Source organism: Citrobacter sp. Cf072 (genome assembly GCF_030334485.1).
In the GTDB taxonomy this organism is placed as follows: domain Bacteria; phylum Pseudomonadota; class Gammaproteobacteria; order Enterobacterales; family Enterobacteriaceae; genus Citrobacter; species Citrobacter freundii.
In genome coordinates this window covers 1-14,035 of record NZ_JAOWDX010000035.1, presented here as the reverse complement: position 1 = coordinate 14,035, position 14,035 = coordinate 1, and the positions used below count along the sequence as shown (strand labels likewise).

13 protein-coding genes and 1 pseudogene are annotated in these 14,035 nt (G+C 50.0%); 3 read left to right on the top strand and 11 right to left on the bottom strand.

Features of this window, described 5'->3' with window-relative positions:
• Nucleotides 1-85: 85 nt before the first annotated feature.
• The 4 genes from lldD to OGX66_RS04075 all read right to left on the bottom strand — a co-directional run bounded on the left by lldD (nt 86) and on the right by OGX66_RS04075 (nt 4,326).
• A complete protein-coding gene (lldD, locus tag OGX66_RS04090; RefSeq protein ID WP_003837647.1) occupies nt 86-1,276 on the bottom strand; it encodes an FMN-dependent L-lactate dehydrogenase LldD in 1,191 nt (396 codons plus the stop codon).
• Complete coding sequence (gene lldR, locus OGX66_RS04085) at nt 1,273-2,049, bottom strand: transcriptional regulator LldR (RefSeq protein ID WP_003024170.1); 777 nt, start codon at nt 2,047-2,049, stop codon at nt 1,273-1,275. Before lldR ends, lldD begins: the two co-directional genes overlap by 4 nt.
• On the bottom strand, nt 2,046-3,701 hold the full coding sequence (gene lldP / locus OGX66_RS04080; RefSeq protein WP_088902957.1) for an L-lactate permease: 1,656 nt from the start codon (nt 3,699-3,701) through the stop codon (nt 2,046-2,048). Before lldP ends, lldR begins: the two co-directional genes overlap by 4 nt.
• 262 nt (nt 3,702-3,963) lie before the next feature.
• Nucleotides 3,964-4,326: a YibL family ribosome-associated protein gene (locus tag OGX66_RS04075; RefSeq protein WP_003024174.1), complete on the bottom strand. Its 363-nt coding sequence runs from the start codon at nt 4,324-4,326 to the stop codon at nt 3,964-3,966.
• A gap of 292 nt (nt 4,327-4,618) precedes the next feature.
• Here OGX66_RS04075 and OGX66_RS04070 point away from each other — a divergent pair, with 292 nt between their 5' ends.
• A complete protein-coding gene (locus OGX66_RS04070) occupies nt 4,619-4,825 on the top strand; it encodes a hypothetical protein (RefSeq protein ID WP_003024176.1) in 207 nt (68 codons plus the stop codon).
• A 12-nt stretch (nt 4,826-4,837) separates the two neighbouring features.
• On the opposite strand, the gene mtlR is transcribed toward OGX66_RS04070, so the two are convergent.
• The 3 genes from mtlR to mtlA all read right to left on the bottom strand — a co-directional run bounded on the left by mtlR (nt 4,838) and on the right by mtlA (nt 8,614).
• Nucleotides 4,838-5,425: a mannitol operon repressor MtlR gene (gene mtlR / locus OGX66_RS04065; protein WP_003024179.1), complete on the bottom strand. Its 588-nt coding sequence runs from the start codon at nt 5,423-5,425 to the stop codon at nt 4,838-4,840.
• Nucleotides 5,425-6,573, bottom strand: coding sequence for a mannitol-1-phosphate 5-dehydrogenase (gene mtlD, locus OGX66_RS04060; RefSeq protein WP_003024180.1), 1,149 nt, complete (start codon nt 6,571-6,573; stop codon nt 5,425-5,427). The genes mtlR and mtlD overlap by 1 nt, the downstream gene beginning before the upstream one ends.
• 127 nt (nt 6,574-6,700) lie before the next feature.
• Nucleotides 6,701-8,614 carry a PTS mannitol transporter subunit IICBA gene (gene mtlA, locus OGX66_RS04055; protein WP_016151161.1) on the bottom strand — a complete coding sequence of 638 codons (1,914 nt, stop codon included), beginning with the start codon at nt 8,612-8,614 and terminating at the stop codon, nt 6,701-6,703.
• A 530-nt stretch (nt 8,615-9,144) separates the two neighbouring features.
• On the opposite strand from mtlA, the gene OGX66_RS04050 reads away from it, so the two are divergent.
• Together OGX66_RS04050 and OGX66_RS04045 are read left to right on the top strand one after the other, a co-directional pair.
• Nucleotides 9,145-9,507 (top strand): DUF3302 domain-containing protein, encoded by a 363-nt coding sequence (locus OGX66_RS04050; protein ID WP_003844553.1) that lies wholly within the window; start codon nt 9,145-9,147, stop codon nt 9,505-9,507.
• Between the two features lie 2 nt (nt 9,508-9,509).
• Nucleotides 9,510-10,646, top strand: a complete 1,137-nt coding sequence (locus OGX66_RS04045; protein ID WP_003024188.1) for an HlyD family secretion protein — start codon at nt 9,510-9,512, stop codon at nt 10,644-10,646.
• Nucleotides 10,647-11,533: 887 nt separating this feature from the next.
• Here the strand turns inward: OGX66_RS04045 and OGX66_RS04040 are convergent.
• From OGX66_RS04040 to OGX66_RS04025, 4 genes and pseudogenes are all read right to left on the bottom strand, one after another.
• Nucleotides 11,534-11,827: pseudogene (locus tag OGX66_RS04040) on the bottom strand (RHS repeat protein); the annotation flags it as partial.
• Between the two features lie 86 nt (nt 11,828-11,913).
• Nucleotides 11,914-12,528, bottom strand: coding sequence for a hypothetical protein (locus tag OGX66_RS04035; RefSeq protein WP_044714158.1), 615 nt, complete (start codon nt 12,526-12,528; stop codon nt 11,914-11,916).
• Nucleotides 12,525-13,175, bottom strand: a complete 651-nt coding sequence (locus OGX66_RS04030) for a T6SS effector amidase Tae4 family protein (RefSeq protein ID WP_061549912.1) — start codon at nt 13,173-13,175, stop codon at nt 12,525-12,527. The genes OGX66_RS04035 and OGX66_RS04030 overlap by 4 nt, the downstream gene beginning before the upstream one ends.
• Nucleotides 13,163-14,035 (bottom strand): bacteriophage T4 gp5 trimerization domain-containing protein (locus OGX66_RS04025; RefSeq protein ID WP_502873834.1); only part of this gene is annotated, 873 nt, incomplete at its 5' end. The genes OGX66_RS04025 and OGX66_RS04030, both read right to left, overlap by 13 nt.

The window sequence follows — 14,035 nt, the reverse complement described above, 5'->3', positions numbered from 1 at the left end:
GTTAACTGGTCGTTATTTTTGGATAAAAAATGGCCGGGCTGAGAACAGACCGACCATGCAGAAAGTGGGTTTTATGGGGATATTGTTACGCCGCGCTACCCTGAACCAGAGGTGCCAGCGCAGCAGGCAGGCTTTTTCCCAGTTCTTGTACCAGCGAATCATGACTGATTTCGCTAATCGATTTTGCACCGGTCAGGGTCATTGCCACCTTCATCTCTTTCTCGATCAGATTCAGCAGATTCGCTACCCCGGCCTGACCGTGGGTTGCCAGCGCGTACAGATAAGCACGTCCCAGCAGAACACTATCCGCGCCCAGCGCAATCATGCGTACGACGTCCAGACCGTTGCGGATCCCGCTGTCTGCCAGAATGGTGATATCGCCTTTTACCGCATCGGCAATAGCGGGTAACGCGCGAGCTGAAGACAGCACGCCGTCTAACTGGCGACCACCGTGGTTAGAGACAACGATGCCATCAGCGCCGAAGCGTACGGCGTCGCGAGCATCTTCAGGATCGAGGATCCCTTTGATCACCATCGGACCATCCCAAAATTCGCGGATCCACTCGAGGTCTTTCCAGGAAATCGACGGATCGAAATTATTCGCCAGCCAGCCGATGTAGTCTTCAAGGCCGGTGGGTTTGCCAAGATAGGTCGAGATGTTGCCTAAATCATGCGGGCGACCGTTCAGGCCAACGTCCCATGCCCACTGTGGATGGGTGACAGCCTGCCAGTAGCGGCGCAGTGCCGCATTTGGACCGCTCATCCCGGAATGGGCGTCACGGTAGCGTGCGCCAGGTGTTGGCATATCGACGGTAAAGACCAGCGTGGAGCAACCTGCCGCTTTGGCTCGTTCCAGGGCGTTACGCATAAAGCCGCGATCGCGCAGAACATACAGCTGAAACCACATCGGACGCTTGATAGTCGGGGCGACTTCTTCAATCGGGCATACGGATACTGTGGAAAGCGTAAACGGAATGCCTTTGGCATCAGCGGCGGCGGCGGCCTGAACTTCGCCCCGACGCGCATACATGCCGCACAGACCGACAGGTGCAAGGGCCACCGGCATGGAGAGCGTTTCGTTGAACAGTTTTGTCTCCAGGCTCAGGTCGGACATATTCTTCAGCACGCGCTGGCGAAGGGCCACCTCCGACAGGTCTGCCACGTTACGGCGCAAAGTGTGCTCTGCATACGCCCCACCGTCAATATAGTGGAACAAGAAGGGGGGTAGGATGCGCTGGGCTGCGGCGCGATAGTCGCTGGCTGCTGAAATAATCATGTGTTGTTCTCCCTGCTATTCTCACCAGGGTCACCGGGCAGGCGGGTGATTCGCGCCTGGCGGGCCTGATCTTCATCAAATCGTTTAATCGTGGTGTGGACAAAACTGAGGTGCGCCATCATCGCTTTACGCGCGCCGTCGGCATCTCCGGCAACAATCGCATCCAGTACGGCCTGATGCTGTGCCGTCAGCTGTGAAAATACGGGCGGCACGAGGTACATTCGCTGGCGGCTCTGTTTCACCGAAGACTGCAATACGTCGAAGAAACCGCGCATGGTCTGTAACAGCACCACGTTGTGTGAGGCCTCCGCAATGGCGAGATGAAAGCGAACGTCTGCCTGCGAGGCGAGATCTGGATCTTCGCTTTGTGTGGCCTCGAAACAGAGCCTGATCTTCTCTTTGTCGGCAGCAGTGGCACGCATAGCTGCGTGCCAGGCGGTGCTGGCTTCGATGGCGTGGCGGGCTTCCAGAATATCGAAACTGTAATCAGGATCGTCCGCCAGCAGGGTTTTCAGCGGCTGAACGATGTTTTGTTCAGACCATGCCTCATGCTGCCAGCGAATAAACGTCCCACCGCCACGACGGCTAATCAGTACGCCTTCACTCACCAGCTTTGCTAACGCCTCGCGCAGCGAGTTGCGCGATACGCCGAGCTGTACGGCCAACTGACGCTCAGCGGGCAACTTCATGCCCGCTTCCAGCTGTTGTTCTTCAATCAGCGCCCGCACACGAGATGCGACTTCGTCTGACAAGCGTCTGGGCATTACTATCATGGAATCATCCAGGTTAAGACATAGGCCTGCAGTGTGGTAATCACACCCACCATGCAGGTGAAAATCAGACTGTGCTTCACGGTAAAGCGGAACAGGTCAGACTCTTTTCCCACTAATCCCACTGCCGCACAGGCGATAGCGATAGATTGCGGAGAGATCATCTTTCCGGTCACGCCGCCGGTGGTATTTGCAGCCACCATCAATACATCCGAAACACCGATTTGCTGAGCGGCCGTAGCCTGTAGGGCGGCAAACAGTGCGTTTGATGAGGTGTCGGATCCAGTCAGGAATACCCCCAGCCAGCCAAGGAACGGCGAGAAGAAGGTAAATGCGCTGCCGGTGTGCGCCAGGGCCAATGCCAGGGTGGATGAAAGCCCGGAGTAGTTAGAGATAAAGGCGAATGCCAGCACCATCCCGATGGAGTAGATAGGTAGCGCCAGCTCTTTCAGCGTGCTACCAAAGGTCTGAAGCGCAGCAGACGGCTTCATCTTCAACCAGACGATGGACAGCAGGGCGGCAAACAGTATTGCGGTACCGGTCGCGGAGAACCAGTCAAATTTGTACACCGCCGCGTAGGCTGTGGCTTCGTGTACGACCGGCGGCATACGGGCAACCAGCTTGTCGAGGAACGGAACCGGAATATTGACTACCCAGTGGTACATCGCGCCGCCTGGCGCAAACAGCGCTTTAAACGGCGGTATGCTCCACAGCGTGACGGTAGCTGTCAGGAACAGGAACGGCGACCAGGCGCGGATGATTTGCCCGGCGGTGTAGCGGGTGCGCGACAGATCCATATCGACCTGCGAAGCGCCCATATCACCAAAGCGGAAGATGCGTACCGGCTGCCAGCGCTTCAGGAACAGCGTCAGACAGACCAGGGAAACCAGAGAAGAGATGATGTCCGGCAGTTCCGGTCCGATAAAGTTAGAGCTGAGATACTGCGCGATAGCAAACGAGCCGCCAGCGACCATCACCGCAGGCCAGGTTTCTTTGACACCACGCCAGCCATCCATAATCGCCATAATCCAGAACAGCACGATAATGGTCAGGAACGGCAGTTGACGGCCCACCATCTGGCCAATCTCGAAGCTGTCCAGCCCGGTAACCTGACCGGCAACCAGAATCGGAATGCCCATTGCCCCAAAAGCGACTGGAGCGGTGTTTACGATCAAGCACAAACCTGCTGCATACAGTGGGTTAAAGCCTAGGCCAACCAGCAGTGCGGCGGTAATCGCTACCGGAGCACCGAAGCCTGCCGCCCCTTCGAGGAATGCCCCAAAGGAGAAACCGACAATCAGCATTTGCAGACGCTGGTCTGGGGTAATCGAGAGTATCGAGGAGCGGATAATGTCGAACTGCCCAGTCTTCACCGAGATTTTATAGACGAATACCGCGGCGATAATGATCCAGGCAATTGGCCACAGACCGTAGAAGAAACCGTACACTACGGATGCCAGAGCGTGATCGACCGGCATTTTGTAAAACAGCAGGGCGACCGACAAAGCGATCACCACCGTCCATGACGCCGCAACGTAGCCTTTCAGCTTGAGCTTAATCAGGGCGAAGAAAAAGAACAGGATGGGGAGCGATGCGATCAGACTGGAAAGCCAGATGTTACCGGCCGGGTCGTAGTTCTGTTGCCAGAGATTCATTGCAGGTCTCCTGGGGGCCGCCGACATAATGGAATGAGTCTTTGCTCAAATCTTCGTCACATTATGTGTAAAAGTGGCCCTGCCAATATTGTTGTGTAGGGGTAATGACAATGAATGGTTAATCAAATGTTATTTATTGGCAACGGCATTGTACGCACATTTTAATGAAATGTGAGGTGCTGGTATGATCTGGCTAAAATTGGTAGGGCCAATTGCGAGGGGAAGTGAAGGACCGGGCAAGCGGATGTTGCCCGGTGGGAGATCAGAACTCGCTCTTCGCGAAGCCCGTCATCTCTTTCAGGCCCATTTCACGGCCAAGCTCGGTCATCGGGTGAACGACAATCAGGCCGCGCACGCTCTTCTTCAGCTTGCCCATGTCGGCCTGTTCTTTTTTGGTGATGGTACGACGGAAAGGGAGTTTCGTCAGCTTTTGCGCTTCTTTGCTCAGCTTCTGACCATGGACTTCACGCAGACGCGCAATCTCGTTTTCCAGAGTTTCTTTCTCTTGCTCCAACTCAGCATATTTGTCGGCGGCTTCAACCAGAGACAGGTCAGCCTGCTGGTGGCGGATAGCGTCCAGACGATCGCTCAGGCGTTTAATTTCGTTTTTTTCGACTTCTTTCATAGGATAGCTTCTGATAAAAATAGGATGAATATCCTATAGTATGCGCGCAGAGCGGGATTATTCACAACTAATCGAAGATAAATAATCAAATGTTGCAAGTATTATTCAGCTAATGAAAATATTACTATTTTGATTAATAAGGAATTTTAAGCGATAAGATCGACCATGGCGCATTTTGTTGGCGGGTCCATAGTGAAGCACGTTTTCCTTAATGTAATTGCCAAACCGATCCTAAACTTAAACGATCAACCGCGCAGGCTGAGCGCGGTTAATACATGGAGGAGGGAAGATTATGGCGAAAATAGGTGAGAACGTTTCGGCTCTAATTGATAAGACGGTCGATTTTATGGCTTCAAGCCAGGCTTTTCGCGAGTATCTGAATAAAACACCGCCACGCAACGTTGTCCCTTCTGAAATACCGCAGGAGAATGCGCAGTTGTATCTGCAACGTCTGGCGTATTATCGGCAGCTTTATCGACCGCAGCAGGAAGAGAAATAAGCAAGCATCGTCTTATTTTTGAAAGGCTTTTTTTAAGCTGATTTTAGAAATCAGCTCGGTCAGGGAAAGTACCATCGTGGAGCGCACCATCTGCTGGTAGCGCTGGATCTGCATCGCGTGCAGACCTGAGTCTGAGGTATCAAACTGCGGTGGCGGCGGGAGTGCCGTCACGCAGTGGAGTTCGCCAAAAGGACCAAGAATTTCATCGTCGGTGAACGCATATTCATTGCCGTCATGGTTTAACTCTTCCCGCAGCGCCATCAGAAGCTCGGCGTCTTCATACTCCGGCCGGCTGAGTACGCCCAGACCGTAGATGAGCTTCAGGCGAACGGAAAGATCGCCCAGCGGACCGTCGCCGTCAAGCAGTGGTTCTACAGCATATTTCACCGCATAGTCGTCTTTGCGAAATACCTGAAGCACAAGAATATTCACCGCCTCGGTGAGCAGTTCTACGGCGGTGATGAGGAAGCTGCGTACGGTTTTGCCAGCATTCAGACGCTCAAGCACACGATTTTCAAAGGCCTGCGTTTGTTCCATTATTGCCTGCATATCTGACAATCTATTATTCAGGCGCAGGATATCCTGCGCCAGGTCCTGCATCATTTCTTTGCGTTATACGCGTTAACAGCCTCAAGCACGACATCGCTGTTGGCATCCAGCCCGGAAACTTGCGCCAGCGCGGCCTGTGGACCTTTTTCGTCAATCAGCGCGGCCAGTTCCTGTGCCTGCGGATCTTCTTCGCTGCGATAGTGCATCGCTGCCGCAATACCGATAACCAGATTCGCATGCGGCAAACCATACTCCAGCGTACCCAGCAGCGGTTTAATCAGACGATCTCCCGCGCTCAGCTTACGCAGCGGCTGACGACCCACGCGCTCAACGTCATCTTTCAGATACGGGTTTTCAAAGCGACCGAGGATTTTCTGAATGTATGCCGCATGTTTTGCTGCATCAAAACCATAGCGTTTGATCAGTACCGCGCCGCTCTCTTCCATCGCACCTTTTACCACTGCGCGGATTTTCTCGTCGAGAATCGCGTCACGGATGGTCTGATGACCGGTCAATTTTCCGAGGTACGCGGTTATAGCATGCCCGGTGTTCAGCGTGAAGAGTTTACGTTCGACAAATGCCATTAGGTTATCAGTTAATTCCATTCCTGGAATATTTGGTAGTTCACCTTTGAACTGTGTTTTGTCGACAATCCACTCACTGAAGGTTTCTACGGTAACTTCCAGCGGGTCATTGGTTGCTGAAGCCGAAGGCGGAACAATGCGGTCCACGGCGGAATCGACGAAGCCAACATGTTCTTCAACCCAGGCTTTGTCTTCATCTGCCAGCGCGTTCATTACATGGCCTTTCAACTGGGTCGTTCCGCGCACCATGTTTTCACAGGCGATGATATTCAGCGGAGTAGCTATACCCTGTGCCTTGCGTTTAACCAGCCCTTTGGCGATGGCCGGAGCGATACGCTCAAGCACGACTGGACCGACGGCGGTAGTGACTAAATCTACATGGGCAATCAGGTCGACGACATCATCGCCGATGCTGCTCACGGCGTTGACGCCGGAGACGGTATCAACCTGTTCGTTTTCACCTACGACATGAACCTGATAGCTATGACGGGCATTCAGGGCATCGAGTACGACCTGATTTACATCCGCGAACGTCAGCTGTATCCCCGCGTCCGCCAGCAGTTTGCCGATAAAGCCACGACCGATATTACCTGCGCCAAAATGTAATGCTTTCATAGTATTAACCTTCATCAATGTTTTTACCCAAGAGGGCTGGGGTGAGGCTTTTCCCTCAACCTAACCCTCTCCACAAGGGAGAGGATTTTTAGGCCCGGTAAGCGTGAGTGCTACCGGGCAATAACGTTTACTTACGACCAGCCAGCAGCTCCAGAACTTCATCCACGCTGGTGGTATGGGCCAGACGTTCGATCACGGATTCGTCATCCAGCGCGTTGGTCAGGCTGGTAATCACCTGGATGTGCTCGTTGTTACGTGCTGCGATACCAATCACCAGGCGGGCAATATCGTCTTCTTCTTCACCGAAGCGAACGCCTTCCGGGTACTGGCAGAACACCACACCGGTTTTCAGCACACGGTCTTTGGCTTCAACCGTCCCGTGCGGTACTGCGATGGACTCGCCGAGGTAAGTCGGAGTCAGTTTTTCGCGGTCCAGCATCGCCTCGACGTATTCTGGCTCAACGTAACCGCCTTTCACCAGTTGCTCACCAGCAAAGCGAATTGCTTCCTCTTTGTTAGTGGCTTTACGACCGAGGAAGATATTCTCCGCACCCAGTTTGAACAGGTGGGTATCACCCTCTTCAAAGCTGTCTTTCAGGTGATCGCGGACTTTCTCTTCGTTCACGTTGTGGCGCTGTGCAGCGACCAGACGTTCGGTCAGGTTGGAGTACAGGCCACTGTCGAGGAAGTTGGTCAGCGAAATGTGCTGTGCCTGAGGCACCTGGCGCATCGCGCGTTCGGTCAGGTCACGGTGGGTAATGACCAGATCCACATCCGGCGGCAGATTGTTAATCGCGCTGTTAGTGACGGAAATCTGAGACAGACCTGCATCCTGTACTTTCTTACGCAGTACGCCCGCACCCATGGCGCTGGAACCCATACCGGCATCGCAGGCAACGATGATTTTACGCACATGGCTCAGGTCGTTGGTCACGTCGCCAGCCGCCAGCGGAGATGCGCCTTTGGATTCCGCTTTCATGTCGTGCATACGACGGGTTGCGGCATCAATGTCATCATCTTCTTTCACTTTGCTGGTTTTCAGCAGAATGGCTGAAACCACAAAGGAGACTGCCATAGCAGCACAGATAGCAGCGATGTTAGCGAAGTAAGCGCCCTTCGGCGTCATGGCCAGCACGGCCAGGATAGAACCCGGAGAGGCCGGAGAAACCAGACCGCCGTTCAGGATAGTCAGGGTAAATACGCCAGTCATACCGCCGAGGATAACGGCCAGGATCAGACGTGGGTTCATCAGCACGTACGGGAAGTAAATTTCGTGGATACCACCCAGGAAGTGGATGATTGCCGCGCCGCCCGCAGACTGCTTAGCGCTGCCGCGACCGAAGAACATGTATGCCAGCAGAACGCCCATACCCGGACCCGGGTTAGCTTCAATCAGGAAGAAGATGGATTTGCCCATCTCATGGGACTGCTGAATACCCAGCGGTGAGAAAATACCGTGGTTGATGGCGTTGTTGAGGAACAGGATTTTCGCCGGTTCAACGAAGATAGACGCCAACGGCAGCATGTCATGGACAACCATGAAGTTAACGCCTGCCGCCAGGATTTTGGACAGTGCTTCAACCAATGGGCCAATGCCAAGGAATGCCAGAATGGCGAGGATCATCCCGATGATGCCTGCGGAGAAGTTATTCACCAGCATCTCAAAACCGGACTTGATCTTACCGTCTACCCAGTTGTCGAAATGTTTGATAGCCCAGCCGCCCAGCGGACCTGCGATCATCGCGCCGAGGAACATTGGCATATCTGCACCGACGATAACGCCCATGGTGGTGATAGCACCAACCACGCCGCCACGTTCGCCGCCAACCAGCTTACCACCGGTATAACCGATCAGCAGCGGCAGCAGATAGGTGATCATAGGACCGACAAGCTTCGCCAGCGTTTCGTTCGGCAACCACCCTGTCGGAATGAATAATGCGGTGATAATACCCCACGCGATAAACGCGCCGATATTTGGCATCACCATATTGCTGAGGAATCGACCAAAGCTTTGCACCTTGATCTTAATATCGGATGACATAAAAACACCCCTTCTTATGTTTGCTATCGCGCAGGCTGAAAGCCCGAGGTTTGTTAATGTAGCGGCAGGAGGTAGCCGGACCCTGTAGATACTGCGAAATCTGGCACTGAATCGTTCAACTGTCCAGTCGACGACCTTTTATGTGATGTTCGTCACGTAAATATAGGGTGTATGGCGTTAGTTAATGTGATCTTAATCACAAAGTATCGGTACAAAAAAACATCACTGGATCAGAATTCGCCAAAAATGGGGGGTAAATGTGAACTGATTCACATTTTATCCTTTGCTGTTTGTTGAATCTTTGTGATGCAGATCGCAAAGTATTTTCATCTGCATTTGCTCGGATGTGATCTACAGCAGGTTCTACCCCCCGATATTTTTATTGCAAAGAAAGCAACTTCTCACCAGAAAAAATATTTATTTTGTGGTATGGCGAAAACCCCAAACTGCAGTTATGTTCAAAACATCAGCCTGGGTGCATGCGGCTGCCGGCATAAAAAAACTCTAATTAGCGTGAATTCGAGGCAGGTATGTTTCTAAATTATTTCGCACTGGGTGTGCTGATCTTCGTCTTTCTGGTTCTGTTTTACGGAATCATCGCCATTCACGATATTCCCTATAACATGGCTAAAAAACGCAACCATCCTCATGCTGATGCCATTCATACGGCGGGTTGGATTAGCCTGTTTACACTCCATGCAATATGGCCGTTCCTGTGGATTTGGGCGACGCTCTACCAGCCTGAACGGGGGTGGGGCATGCAATCACACATCATGTCGAACGGAAAGGACCCAGACCCCGAGATTGCCGCACTGGCAGAGCGCATCACCCAGTTGGAAAAAAGACTGGATGGGGAGAAGAAAACAGATAACTCCACCTTTCCGGAGATTTAATCATGGATTTGTTGATAGTCCTGACCTATGTGGCCTTTGCCTGGGCCATCTTTAAAATATTCCGTATTCCGGTAAACCAATGGACGCTCGCTACTGCTGCATTAGGTGGGGTATTCATTGTTGCGGGACTGATCTTATTAATGAACTATAACCACCCGTATACCTTTACGGCGCAAAAAGCGGTTATTTCAATTCCGATCACTCCGCAAGTCACAGGAATTGTTAGTGAGGTAACGGATAAAAATAATCAGTTGATTAAAAAAGGCGAAGTGTTATTTAAACTCGATCCAGGCCGCTATCAGGCACGTGTTGACAGACTGCAGGCTGATCTTGTTACCGCCACACACAACATCGACAATCTGAAAGCCCAACTTTCTGAAGCCGTCGCCAATACTACCCGTGTTTCCGCTGAACGCGATCGTCTGTATAAAGATTATCAACGCTATTTGAAGGGCAGCCAGGCGAAGGTTAATCCCTTCTCTGAAAGCGATATCGACAACGCCCGGCAGAACTATCTGGCACAGGACGCGCTGGTAAAAGGTTCCGTTGCCGAACAGACGCAGATTCAGAGTCAGTTAGACAGTATGGTCAACGGGGAGCAATCTCAGGTTGCGTCTCTGCGCGCTCAGCTCGCTGAAGCCAAATACAATCTTGAGCAGACTATCGTCCGTGCCCCCAGCAACGGCTATGTTACGCAGGTGCTTATTCGGCCCGGGACCTACGCCGCCGCACTACCTCTGCGCCCGGTGATGGTATTTATTCCGGAACAGAAACGGCAAATTGTGGCGCAATTCCGCCAGAACTCGTTGCTGCGTCTTAAACCGGGTGATGAAGCGGAAGTGGTCTTCAACGCGCTGCCTGGTCAGGTTTTCTCCGGTAAGTTGACCTCCATTCTTCCGGTTGTGCCGGGCGGTTCTTATCAGGCGCAGGGAGCATTACAGTCCTTAACTGTGGTGCCGGGTACCGATGGCGTGCTGGCTACGATTGAGTTGGATCCTAATGCCGATGTGGATGCGCTGCCGGACGGTATCTATGCTCAGGTGGCGGTCTATTCCGACCATTTCGCTCACGTTTCAGTGATGCGTAAAGTGCTGCTGCGCATGACCAGCTGGATGCATTACCTTTATTTGGATCATTGAGTTGATATTGGATTACACGGATAGAAATTTAACCAAGGTAAAGTGAATTGTTTATATGTTGTAAATAGCAATTCATTTACCTTGGATGTTGAATATGTTTACTTGAGGTTATTCTTTTTTCCCCTCCACCATTCAATCTGACTCATATCCTCGGATATTTATTGATTTACAATAGTCACACTGATCATTTTCGTAAGACATAGAGGAAGTATCGATTGCTTAATAAATTATCTATCAGAGTCTGTTTAAAAAGCATGTTGTTTTTTCTTAAACCTTTCTAGCCAGTCAGGGGGAGTACAGCCCAGTTTTTTTATCCCGCTGCTGTTCTGGCAACCGGATAAGCTGTTGCAGATTCAGCGGGTTATCTTCATAAAGCAGATTACCCCATTCGTCATTTTCCGCCCGTCATATCACACGGTTATCGGCATCAATCAGCGCCAGCGGCAGTCTACAATGATGTAGATCTTCCGTTTTGGCTCCATGCCTCTTCCGGCCACACCGCTATTATGCATTTCCTCAGCCAGGATTTACTTTCTCTCACTACGAAGTACTCCATATTGAATCTCGGTGACACATTCGTAAGATTCATTTTTTTAGGAAGATACGCGGTCATACGAGCGTAAGTCGAATTCTCTGCTTTGAAGTATTTTACCATGGATGAATTATCAAGAATTGCCAACAACTGCGCAGGGTCGCTACTCTTTTCCTGAGCAAAAGCACCCCTGATATGGCTTCTCACATTAATATGTGTAATTTCATTATCGTAAAACGCTTTTTTTTCAGCTGCATCCAGCAAGTCCTGCAAGGAGCCTTCGGCAGGATGTATTTCACAAGATGCTAATGCATTAAAATTAATGATGATTGTAAAAAAATTAATAAAAATCGTTTCATTTTCTTGCTCCTCTCATAATTCTCTGAGCACCTTTAACTCCTAATTCAGCCAAATCATCTATCCCTGCCGTTGCAGGTCCTCCGGGGTCATCAAGGTCTGGGAATAAATAAGTCTCTGCGCAAGTATATCCCGCAGGTAATTTATCTATTTGCCAATCTTTTTGTGGGAGGTAATCTCTTGCTGTCTTTGTGTCCATCCCAGGATAGCTGGGATCATCCCACGGTGTGCAGGTCAGGTTTGGTTTCACCCATTTCCGACGATACGGTGTGTAGTCGTAAGGGCTGTGGGCATAGATAGTTCCTTTCTATTTATCTGTACAAAAAACACTCTTTAGTGTGATCTTTCCCTAAGCCCGATGTTGATTTTTAAATTTATTTAATCAAATTTAAAATATGGGACATCTAATTTAATGGGACCGCCATCATCCCTTGACTCAAGAATCCATTCGCCACCATTAAATCCATCATTACTTTTCCACTCAGGAAAAATATCTCCTTTTTTAAATCTACGACTTTCATAAATGCCATACCTTGAGATCATTCTCCAGTATCCTCCAAATGGAATTTTCTGCCCACAGGACCGAATTACAGATCCCACGCCAGCATTATTTTGGTAAAAATATCGGTCTTGTTTTTTTATAAATTCTATATACTTAACAGAATCCACCAACTCAACACAAGCGATGAGATTTAACCGTTTTCCATTAACTAAATTCCCAAAATCACTGATATTCTTATCTATGTAATAAAACACATTACCTTTAGAAATATCACTATAAATTAAAGAGCTCACTCTATCACTATAATCAAATAGATGTAATGAATCATTAACATCATTGTTATCAACCCCTTGCAAAACATACTTTTTAATACAATAAATCTCCCCCCACTGAGATAATATTGCTCTGCCTCGCAGGATATAATCTGGCTCTGAAGCAAACACTTCACCACAACTCAATAATAAAAGTATAAAGAACATACTTAACTTCATTTGAGATCCCAAAATTTAATAGCAGTAAGTGTCTGTTTTGGATGTAACGACGGATCATAATATGTACTGCCATCAAGGCATTTAACTCCATCCCAGATAGTAGCATGACCAGTCGCATCACTAAATCCGTCAATGTAAAATATAACAATCCCTTTCTTATTCATTTTCTTAAGTTCATCTAATTGTGAAACTCTCTTTGGAACATATTTAAACATGTCTGCTTTTCCCCAAGCGTACTCAAGGAAAGTTATGAGATTTTCTACGGAATATATGTAATAATATTTACCCCCATCAATCACATATTCATTTCCGCCCTGGAGTATTCTATCCCCACCAATTTTTGTTGTAGGCAACACCGAAACCTTTGATGGAATAAGCATCCCAGACATATTCAAAGCGTAACTGATTCGTAACGCGCATGCGTTACCATATGCGGATGGATTTCTTTTATACTCTCTAAAAGCATGCCCACCGACCCACAGATACGCAAAATATACAGAAGCGGCACTATCCAACGGAGCACCCGTATCTACATTGTTAGGGAATAGGTCCAAATATTTTTCCTTGATGAGGTCATACGGTGGTCTTTTTACAACGACCTTGCCTATGTCTTTACCCTTTTCTTTAACCGTCACTATCCCAGCCATTTAATCACCATAGTAAGATATATTTTAGAGGAAATATCAGAAAAAATATTCATCGCAATAGCTTCATTATTTTTATTTACATCAGCACTAACAGAAAGGCTATCCTCCGTCCCATCAGGAGTGAAATAAAAAACATCACAACTTACGTTTTCACCTATATCATAATTTAGAGTATGCATATGAAGATTCAAATCAACATAGTGTCTAGATATATCACTAAGCTCTGTTTGTTCTTCACCATAAGACCAGCTAATTGAGGTGATTTTTTTCTCTTTATTATCCTGTTCATCATCCCCACTGCTGGAGTAACCCTGGTCATCGCCCACCCCACTCCCGGCACCGTTATCACCATCGCTACTTCCGTTATCCTTCCCGTCTCCCGCATTATCCGCCAGCGCCTCCAGCGCGCCCGGCTGCATCACCCCCACCGGGGTTCCCGCACTCCCCCCGCCGTTCAGGTTGATTTTCGGCCCCATAATGTCCACGCCGCCCGGGTGGATGACCACAAATGAACCGCCCACCTTCAGGCTTATCCGGCTGCTGCTTTCCAGCACAATATCGCTCTGAACCTTTATTCCCAGCGCGCCGCTTATCTTCTGCGCCAGGTCCCCCTTCACCTCCAGGCTCTTCATCCCTTTCACCAGGCTGATATGGTCACCGGTGGTGGTCTGCTCCTGTTTTCCCTTCACCGACATCTTCCGGTCATTGCCCACAACCAGCGTCTCGTCATTCCCCACCTGCTCACGCCGGTCGTGCATCACTTCTGTCTTCCGGTCGTTCTTTACGGTCACCGTGTCATCATGACCCACCGTCACCTGACGGTCATTCCCCGTCGTGTTGCGCTGGTCATGCGCGACCGT